The sequence below is a fragment of the Anabaena sp. CS-542/02 genome, assembly GCF_028331085.1.
GTDB classification, from domain to species: Bacteria; Cyanobacteriota; Cyanobacteriia; order Cyanobacteriales; family Nostocaceae; genus Anabaenopsis; species Anabaenopsis arnoldii.
In genome coordinates this window covers 30,410-39,918 of sequence record NZ_JAQMTM010000035.1, presented here as the reverse complement: position 1 = coordinate 39,918, position 9,509 = coordinate 30,410, and the positions used below count along the sequence as shown (strand labels likewise).

Here is a 9,509-nt window from a genome sequence, read left to right as displayed (position 1 = left end):
CTTCGTTTCCCAAGAATTGCGGGCAGCAGAAGACCCAGAGTTTGAAACTTTCTATACCAAAAACATTTTGCTGAACGAGGGTATCCGCGCTTGGATGGCTCCTCAAGATCAGCCTCACAAACAATTTGTATTCCCTGAGGAGGTTCTACCTCGTGGTAACGCTCTCTAATAGACCGACTGTATTAGGCGGTGGACGTGATCAAGAATCCACAGGTTTTGCTTGGTGGTCTGGTAACGCTCGTTTAATCAACCTATCTGGTAAACTACTGGGCGCTCACGTTGCCCATGCTGGTTTGATTGTATTCTGGGCCGGAGCGATGACTTTATTTGAAGTCGCTCACTTCATTCCTGAAAAGCCGATGTACGAACAGGGTTTAATCCTGCTTCCTCACATCGCCACCCTGGGATGGGGCGTTGGTTCTGGTGGTGAAGTTATCGACACCTTCCCCTACTTTGTTGTTGGTGTACTCCACCTCATTTCTTCAGCTGTCTTGGGTTTTGGCGGTATTTATCATGCTGTTCGTGGACCAGAAACCTTAGAAGAGTATTCCTCCTTCTTTGGTTATGACTGGAAAGACAAAAACAAGATGACGAACATCATCGGCTTCCACCTCATAATTCTCGGATGTGGGGCGCTGCTGTTGGTGCTCAAAGCGATGTTCTTTGGCGGTGTGTATGATACCTGGGCACCTGGTGGTGGTGATGTTCGTGTTATTACTAACCCAACACTCAACCCCGCTGTGATCTTCGGTTATTTGATCAAGTCTCCTTTTGGTGGCGACGGCTGGATTGTCAGCGTCAATAACATGGAAGATGTCATTGGTGGTCACATCTGGATTGCCTTTATCTGTATTTCTGGTGGTATTTGGCATATCCTCACCAAGCCTTTTGCTTGGGCGCGTCGTGCGTTCATTTGGTCTGGCGAAGCTTACCTTTCCTACAGCTTGGGCGCTCTTTCCTTAATGGGATTCATCGCCTCCACAATGGTTTGGTATAACAACACTGTTTACCCCAGCGAATTCTTTGGTCCGACTGCTTCTGAAGCTTCTCAAGCTCAAGCTTTGACCTTCTTAATTCGTGACCAACGCTTAGGTGCTAACGTCGGTTCTGCACAAGGCCCCACAGGTCTGGGTAAATATTTGATGCGCTCTCCCACTGGTGAAATTATCTTCGGTGGTGAAACCATGCGCTTCTGGGATTTCCAAGGCCCTTGGTTAGAGCCTCTACGTGGTCCTAACGGTCTTGACCTGGATAAAATCAAAAATGATATTCAGCCTTGGCAAGCACGTCGTGCTGCTGAATACATGACCCACGCGCCTTTGGGTTCTCTGAACTCCGTGGGTGGTGTTGCTACGGAAATTAACTCCTTCAATTACGTATCTCCACGTGCTTGGTTAGCAACATCTCACTATGTATTAGGTTTCTTCTTCCTCATTGGTCACCTATGGCACGCTGGTCGCGCCCGCGCTGGTGCTGGTGGTTTTGAAAAGGGAATTAACCGCGAAACTGAGCCAGTTATGTTCATGAATGAGATTGACTAGGTTATAGGTTTTGTTTCATCACTGACAATCAATTTTTTACTTGCCCTTGTTATTAAACAAGGGCTTTTTTTCGTCCCCAGGATATGAGATAATTGAACTAATTGCATCATCAAGCAGTAATTATGAGCAATAAAAATTTTAGCGATGCTTTGCGCTGGACATTAGAAGCGCAGCAAAAATTGCAGAATATTCCCTTTTTTGCCCGTTCCCAAGCTAGAGCTAGTATTGAACACTTGGCACGTCAAGCAGATAAAAAGGTGGTCACAGCCGATTTGGTGGAACAGGCTAGGCTGGAATTTGGACAGTAGTCATGCTCCCATAACTAGTTCAGGGAGAAACTTTTGGTTTGAGAACACCAGGAATTGCTTCTATGACTCTGTTAGCAATTTCTTCAGGTGTAGCTTCTTCTCTCAGGGTGATTTTGAGGTCAGCTTGGGAGTAAAGTGGTTTTCGTTCTTCGAGAAGCGATCGCAATTTGCCCTTGGGATCGGCATCTTCTAACAATGGTCTTGTAGTATCCTCTGCTATGCGTGTGTACAGTAATTCTACTGGTACGTCTAGCCATACAACTAAACCATGGCGGAGGTAACTCCAGTTTTTTTGTGCTAATACGATGCCTCCACCTGTTGCTATAGTCAAATGGGTATAAGCACAAACTTGTGCCAGTACATCGCTTTCTAACTGGCGAAATGCTGCTTCACCTTCTTGGGCAAACACCTGATTAATGGATCTTCCTACTGATTTAGTAATGACATCATCAGTATCTAAAAACCTATAACCCAGATGCTGTGCTAGTAATTTTCCTACCGTGGTTTTACCTGCGCCCATCATGCCAATTAAATACAGGTTGACTCCTTGCAATAAGCTGTTCACCAGTCATTTCACTCCATTAAAGATATATTTGTCTCTACAACTTCTCTAAATTTACTTAAGCAGATTTAGCCTTTACTTCTTGCTTGAATCTGGAGAAGTGAGAAGGTAGAACTGACTGACTCTGGGTTTGTCTGATGATGGTTTAGTATCTGCCTGGTGAGAGCTAGCGCCCAATTGTACCCAATACTTAAAAGCTTATTTACGCGAGGGGTCATCTTCATCCTCTAAATCATCATCTTCAAAAAACTTCCAGTCGTCATCATCAGCTTGATTCTCATCTTGATTAGTAGTCGGTTGTTGTAAGGGTGGTCTGATTACCCGATAATCAGCATCGTAAATGGATTCAGTTTTTCCCACGGCGGTATTTTTTGGCTCACGATAGTTATAAGAGTAAACAGAACCAGATTTAGAACTGCTTTGAGGTTCTTGTTGGCGTTCGTAGGTGGTTTGAGGACACGAAGTCCGGGGTTCTGGTGGTGCGCTGTCAAAGTCCCAATCATCAGTTCTACTGTCATTTGTATCCCAATCGTCAAACGTGTTACTGGTGGCTGACTCGGTTTTACCGGTTGCGCCGGTCGCTCTAGAAGGCTTGCTGAAAGGTTCCTCCCTAAATGCCGCTTTCCCGCTGGGTGAAGTGGCCGTTGATTTAAATGGTCTTTGGCGTTCTTCTTGCCCCCCAAAATCAATTGGTATCTTCAGGAGGATAGTAATCAGGAGCGATGTAAAAACACCAGCAGCAGTACTAAAAACAATCCACATTGCCAGTGGTAACGGTAGAGTTCGCGTACCCAAAAATACTAGTGGGAGAACAGGGGACCAATTTTGAACTAACAATAGTGTGAGTATTCCTAGTACTGCTACTAAAAGAATTAAGCGAATTACAGCCATATAAAAGGCAAAAGTCAAAGTTACGAAATCAACTAAAGACAAAATTGATTAAATTTTACCTTTACTTACTTCCTTGCCACCTCTGAATGGGAATGCAATCAATATCTAGTTGATCTAAACCACGAGCAACTACAAAATCTACTAAGTCATCAATGGTTTGAGGATTGTGATACCAAGCCGGAATGGCTGGTACGACCCTGACTCCAGTTTCTGCCAAACTTGTTAAGTTTCGTAGGTGAATGAGGCTGAATGGTGTTTCTCGGGGAACTATGACTAGCTTTCGCCCTTCTTTAATCTGGACATCGGCAGCCCGTTCTAGTAGGTCAGAACTTAAGCCAACTGCTAGCTTTGCCACTGTACTCATGCTGCATGGCATGATGATCATCCCCAAGGTGCGAAAAGAACCACTGGCGATTCCGGCTCCCACATCACCCCAAGGATGACAGCGTAGTTTACCCCCAAGGGCTACTCCAGCTTGTTCTCGCCAGAATTGTTCTTGTGCTGATGGTTCAGCCGGCATTCGAGTTTCCTGTTCGCTGCTCCAGACCATGTAAGTTGATTTAGAAGCAACTAGTTCAATCTCATAATCTGCGGCCAGCAGATATTTGAGGGCACGAACGGCGTAGATGAGACCAGATGCACCAGATATGCCTAATATAAGTGGTTTAGAGTTTGTGGACACGGCGGCTCGAATAAAGTTTATTAATCGTCTGCATAAGTATCTAAGTTACTGGGTAAGTAGATATCTGATGCGTCGTTTTGACTAGCATTAACATCAAAACCTTGAGACACAAGATCATTGCTGACAGTTACTAAATCAATTTGCTGACGATAGTAATCGACACTTTTAACTTGCACAGCTACGCGATCGCCTAGTCTGTAAGAAGCTCGATTTTTGCGACCAAATAGTGCCTGTTGTCTGGCGCGGTATTCATACCAATCATCTTTGAGCGAACTGACATGTACCAGTCCTTCCACTCGTAAAGGTACGCTGATATCTTCTTGTGATAATGATTCAGCGCCTGGGACTTCAATTTCCACAAAGAAACCATAAGATTGCACCCCAGTAATTACACCTTGGAATACCTCACCGATGCGCTGTTTCATCAGTTGGGCTTTTTGCAGTCCAGCTAAATCGGCTTCGGCTTCTTGGACTTGTTTTTCTCTGTCGTTAATCTGGATAATAACCCGATTCAGGTCGCTTTGCAGTTCTTGTTGCAATTCTGGCGGTAAGACGTTCCAGTTAATTTCATTGTGAGAAGAGGAGTGGCGCAGGTTAACTCGCTCTTTCACCCGGGTGTTGCGGCGATCGCGTCCATACTCTAGCAGCATATGATACACTCTTTGCATGAGCAAGTCTGGGTATCGTCGCAGGGGAGAAGTAGAGTGAGTATATTGCGTTAGTGATAAACCAAAGTGGAATCCTTTAGTGGTGCTATAGGCAGATGGCTTGAGTGTGTCTTGTAAGAGATAGGTCAGAACTTGCTCCGATGGGGATTCGGCAAAAGCCCTAGTTAAGTGCTGATAATCTAAAGGTTGGATATCTACGTCTGCTTCTAATGCTAGTTCTACGCCTAAATTGATGGCTAATTTCAGCATTTCCTGAACATCTTCTGTATCAGGTACGCCTTGGACTCGCCAAATGGCGGGTATGCCTAAAGCACTCAGATGTTGAGCCATGAGTTCATTAACTAATAGCACAAACTCCGTCAAGAGCGATTGGACTGGTAAATCATTCACCAATACCGCTCCTAAGATCCCCTCATCTGCATAGGGGTTTTGGTTAGGTGGTAGATTCAACTGTAAACTACCACGACTTAACCGTCTTAGTTTCACAGCCTTGCGTAGAGTTTCCAACCCTTGCAGAATCTCAATCACCTTTAGTGGTTGACCTTGAAATTCACCAGTCAGAATAGCTTCTGCTTGTTCCCCACTCACTGCTGTATCTACATTGATAACGCTAGGTTGAATTTCCCACTCCAAAACCTCTCCAGACCTGGGGTCAATAGCAATTAAAAAAGACAGCGCCAGCCGGTCGCTCAGTGGTACTAACGAACAGAGATCTGCCACAGATTCCGGTAACATAGGCAGCAATAAGTCACCCAGGTAAACCGACCTCCCCCGCTTCGCGCATTCTCTATCTAAGGGTTCATCAGGGTGGACATAATGGGAAACATCAGCAATATGAAAACCTAACAGCCAATGTCCCTCCGCTGTTTTCTCCAAACTGAAAGCATTTTCCCTAAATTTGGCATCACAATTTACACCCGCAATAGTCAGAGTAAATAAATTCCGTAAATCTAGTTTGTCTTTCAGGTCTGCCTTCAGGAGCCTTCTGGGCAACTTAGCAGCTGCGTCTATAACAATCTCCGGGAAATTACGTGATAGATCATGCTTACAAGTCACCAAATCTATATCAGCAGCAGCCTCGGCATCGCTACCCAGGATTTGTACCACTCGACCCAAAGGGGGATATTGTGCCAAGGGATAACGCAAAACCTCCACATGAGCCAGGTGGTCAATAGCTTCTTCTAACTTCAGGCTGTTTGTTTGGATTTTGAGTTCAAACAACAACCGATCATCTAAGGGTACAGCACGGAAACCGTTGTCTACTGCCTTAATTCGCGCCAGTAAAGTATGGTTAGACCGTTCTAGGATCAGCTTCACTTCTCCTTCTGGAGAACGACGACGACTACCTTCTTTGAGGACTCTTACCAAAACGCGATCGCCATTCCAAGCATTACTCAGATGACTTTCACGAATATAAATATCCTCAGAGCCTTCGACATCTTGAATAGCAAAGCAAAAGCCCTTACTAGAACAACGGAGCTTGGCCTCAATTACGCCTTCTTCTGCCACCCGGCGATATTTGCCGCGTTCTTTCACGAGAATTCCGATTTTTTCCAGAACTTCCAAGGCAATGTGAAGTTTTTGTAAACTAATTTCATCCTCACAACCCAGTTTCTTTTCCAAAACTTTACGAGCTACCAATTTATCATCAGTGAAATTGGCAAGGAGTGTAGCGATAGAAAATTCCATGCAGTGAACCGACCTTTGGTCAAAACATCATTTTTCATTTAATCTGGCCTTTTCCTGTATACCTTCTCCCAAGGGGAGACGCTGCGCGAATACGGATTACAGGGGCGCTTTGCTGCTACGCAAAACTCAAAAGAACCTTTGATCTGCTGACTTTTCAGGTCATGAGGAAAGATTATCGTATAACCTCACCCCCCAATCCCCTTTCCCTACCTCTTCTACCTAACCCTTTTCTAAAAGGAGAAGGGGGAAATTTTAAACTATCTCTCCTGGGAGCGGAGAGGTTTGGAGAGGGGTTTTTCAGTTTCCAAAAAAAAGTCAGTTTTATTTGTAGCTTTCTCCCCTGGGGGGACGCTGCGCGTCAAGCCCTGGGGCATCATAGACAACGACTTGTTATCAGATCGTCGGTCATTTCTGCCTAACCGCACGCTTAGAGGAAACGAAGGGTTCCGTAAGGCAGGGTTAGGAGTTTCACCCTTACGGTCAGCCACTTTATATCTACATATAGAATCGGTAACAATCACTTAAGCAGCTTGAAGCAACTGCGGGGAACCTTATCTCCATTATTGTAGATTTAATGCGTACTTATAGGAAATAATTCCAAGTATAGAATTGGGTAAACAGTATAGCATGTCAATAACCCCCATGCTCAAGAGATGCCATTGCCTCTGGCAGTGCGCCCATCGCAATCGGCTAAAATTGGGACAGAACTGATTTCTGATTCCTGAATTCTGAGTCAAGTAAAAACTTTTATTTTGTGCTTTTTTTTGGGAGTATGATCCTGAAAAGCATTTGAGTGGGCAAAGTTGAATATGTCGGATGAATAATCAATCGTTAAAATTCTAGAATTTTTAGTTAATACTCAGAAATATTCAGCCTCAATGAATCAGAACAGAGGAAAAAGTAGCACATTGAGATTGGTGGCAGTATTATGTTGATGTTGGCTCAATTCCATAGGTTATATCCCAATGGCAGTATTATTACTGAATTAGTACAAATTTTCCAAGGGAAATATATTGTCCGGGCTAGCGTGCAAATTGAAAATCTCACCCGTGCTACTGCTATGGCGGGGGCAGAAACCGTAGAAGCAGCAGAAGACCAAGCCCGAACTAGAGCATTAATGGTTTTGGGTATAAATAATTCCGCACAGGTAACGGTAGAATGCAATCAGCCAGTAGCATCACCAATGGAGTCAAATCCCACTTGGAACAACACTAGGGTGAAATTGAACCACCCCAATGAGAGTAACTATTCGCCGGTGATAGATGAAGACTATAGCAGTAGCCAGTGGTCAGCACCCAATGATATTCAAAGAACTCTACCGCAGGTCAATAAACAGATTATCCTACCCGATTCAGTAACACTGAGCACGGATAGTGCTGATAATGTCCATAGCTACAGCCCCGATTTTAATCCAAATGCTTCAGTAAATGACAACACACTACTAGAATTATATAACTCAGTGGAAGATGAGCAAACAATCACTGATCATCAGCCAAAACATCAGAGATTTGAGGGTAATGTTACACCATTTACACCCCGCAGTTCTAGCCTCCAAGACCATGGGATTGATCACACAGGAGTAGGTAAACAAAAGAACACGAGTGAACCAGTTGATTTGTCTGATGTGATTGCAAAAACAGATGTGGAACTTCAGCGTCTAGGTTGGACACCAGAACAAGGAAGAGACCATTTAATTCAAACCTACGGTAAGCGGGCTCGCACTTTACTCACCGCAGAAGAATTACACGGATTTCTGAAACATCTGGAGTCTCAACCAGACCCGGTAGCGGGATTTTAATCCGGGATGGGGATTTGGGGACTGCGCCCTGATCCCCAAGTCAACAGCTACTCATTGAGAACAGCAACCGGACGGCTACCAGCAGCGTGACGGTCAATAACCTCATCAATCAATCCATATTCCTTAGCTTCCTCTGGGGACATAAAGAAGTCCCGTTCGGTATCTTCAGCAATACGCTCAATTGGTTGACCAGTATGTTCAGCTAAATATTCATTTAGTCGTTGCTTGTGGTATAATATCTCACGCGCCTGAATTTCAATATCAGTCGCCTGCCCCTGAGCGCCACCCAAGGGTTGATGAATCATAATCCGAGAATGGGGTAGACTCATTCGCTTACCCTTAGCACCAGCACTGAGTAGAAAAGCGCCCATACTTGCCGCCAGTCCAGTACAAATGGTACAAACATCGGGACGAATGTGCTTCATAGTGTCAAAAATTCCCATACCAGCCATTACCGAACCACCTGGAGAATTAATATACAAATAAATATCCTTCTCCGAGTCTTCAGCGTCTAAGAATAGCAATTGGGCAACAATCAAATTTGCAATCTCGTTATCAACCTGTTGTCCCAAAAATATGATCCGCTCACGCAAGAGTCGTGAGTAGATATCAAAGGCGCGTTCGCCTCGACCCGATTGTTCAACAACGATAGGAATCATGCAGCGTGCTTGTAGTATCTTAATTTTACATCTATCTTATCGGGTTGACACTCTTCCTGGCTACCGAGGGTGGGCTGACAGTGAGCGCAGCCAAACAGCTAGGGCGCGAAGACATTTTTTTATCGGAGTTCTACCGGAATCTATTGCCCTGGTTTTCTTGTTTGACTGGAAGTTGTGGGATCAATATGTGGCGAGTGCAGTGAATGGCTGATGGCTAGTTTTGTCCCAAATTTTGCTGATTGTTCCTCTAATTGAGAGATGAAAAAAATCCTCCTGGACACTTTTTATAGAGGATAAACGTCTACGTCTGTATCTCCATGTGGTCATGGAGGAAAAAATTTAAAAATCAACAGGTGATGTCTCAGACAAGAACTGGCTTTTTCACATCAGCTGTGGATCTAGAATTAAACCTGGATATGGGGAGTGTAAAAGTAAATTTATTTGAACTATTGGTAATATTTCCAACATTTCTTAGGTTTCGGTTGATCAATTATGCCATTAATCTGGTCAAGTCCGCTGAACCAATAGTAAAGCGTATTTACAGAAGTCGCTGCTACTTGAACTCCTATCAACAATAAGAATAAGGATAACTGCCATGCCTGAAAAACTTGTGCAAGCCGCCATAATTACCTTTTTACTCCACCTAATAGCAGGACTAAGCACTAATCATCGAATTCAAACTAGAGTAACTTCATCAATAGCGGAAACGCG

9 protein-coding genes and 1 pseudogene are annotated in these 9,509 nt (G+C 44.3%); 5 read left to right on the top strand and 5 right to left on the bottom strand.

The annotated features are described in order from the left end of the window. From PN447_RS03165 to PN447_RS03155, 3 genes and pseudogenes are all read left to right on the top strand, one after another. Window positions 1–169 (top strand): annotated as a pseudogene (locus PN447_RS03165) (photosystem II D2 protein (photosystem q(a) protein)); the annotation flags it as partial. Continuing rightward, window positions 153–1,541, top strand: coding sequence for a photosystem II reaction center protein CP43 (psbC, locus tag PN447_RS03160; RefSeq protein ID WP_271760750.1), 1,389 nt, complete (start codon window positions 153–155; stop codon window positions 1,539–1,541). The pseudogene PN447_RS03165 and the gene psbC, both read left to right, overlap by 17 nt. Before the next feature lie 122 nt (window positions 1,542–1,663). Next, window positions 1,664–1,849, top strand: coding sequence for a PCP reductase family protein (locus PN447_RS03155; RefSeq protein ID WP_271731211.1), 186 nt, complete (start codon window positions 1,664–1,666; stop codon window positions 1,847–1,849). A 19-nt stretch (window positions 1,850–1,868) separates the two neighbouring features. Here the strand turns inward: PN447_RS03155 and PN447_RS03150 are convergent, their stop codons facing one another. The 4 genes from PN447_RS03150 to PN447_RS03135 form a co-directional block, all read right to left on the bottom strand. Beyond that, window positions 1,869–2,414, bottom strand: a complete 546-nt coding sequence (locus PN447_RS03150) for a shikimate kinase (protein WP_271760748.1) — start codon at window positions 2,412–2,414, stop codon at window positions 1,869–1,871. 195 nt (window positions 2,415–2,609) lie between these two features. After that, complete coding sequence (locus PN447_RS03145; RefSeq protein ID WP_271760756.1) at window positions 2,610–3,302, bottom strand: LapA family protein; 693 nt, start codon at window positions 3,300–3,302, stop codon at window positions 2,610–2,612. Between the two features lie 61 nt (window positions 3,303–3,363). Continuing rightward, the gene (locus tag PN447_RS03140) at window positions 3,364–3,984 is read right to left on the bottom strand and encodes a flavin prenyltransferase UbiX (protein ID WP_271760746.1); all 621 of its coding nucleotides are present in this window, start codon (window positions 3,982–3,984) and stop codon (window positions 3,364–3,366) included. Between the two features lie 20 nt (window positions 3,985–4,004). Then, complete coding sequence (locus PN447_RS03135; RefSeq protein ID WP_271760745.1) at window positions 4,005–6,341, bottom strand: ribonuclease R family protein; 2,337 nt, start codon at window positions 6,339–6,341, stop codon at window positions 4,005–4,007. 934 nt (window positions 6,342–7,275) lie between these two features. On the opposite strand from PN447_RS03135, the gene PN447_RS03130 reads away from it, so the two are divergent. Then, a complete protein-coding gene (locus PN447_RS03130; RefSeq protein ID WP_271760743.1) occupies window positions 7,276–8,139 on the top strand; it encodes a hypothetical protein in 864 nt (287 codons plus the stop codon). Between the two features lie 47 nt (window positions 8,140–8,186). Here the strand turns inward: PN447_RS03130 and clpP are convergent, their stop codons facing one another. Beyond that, window positions 8,187–8,798: an ATP-dependent Clp endopeptidase proteolytic subunit ClpP gene (gene clpP, locus PN447_RS03125; protein WP_271760741.1), complete on the bottom strand. Its 612-nt coding sequence runs from the start codon at window positions 8,796–8,798 to the stop codon at window positions 8,187–8,189. Between clpP and PN447_RS03120 the strand changes: the two genes are divergently transcribed. Beyond that, window positions 8,797–9,009: a hypothetical protein gene (locus tag PN447_RS03120; protein WP_271760739.1), complete on the top strand. Its 213-nt coding sequence runs from the start codon at window positions 8,797–8,799 to the stop codon at window positions 9,007–9,009. The two genes, clpP and PN447_RS03120, sit on opposite strands and share 2 nt — an antisense overlap. The last annotated feature ends 500 nt before the right edge of the window (window positions 9,010–9,509 follow it).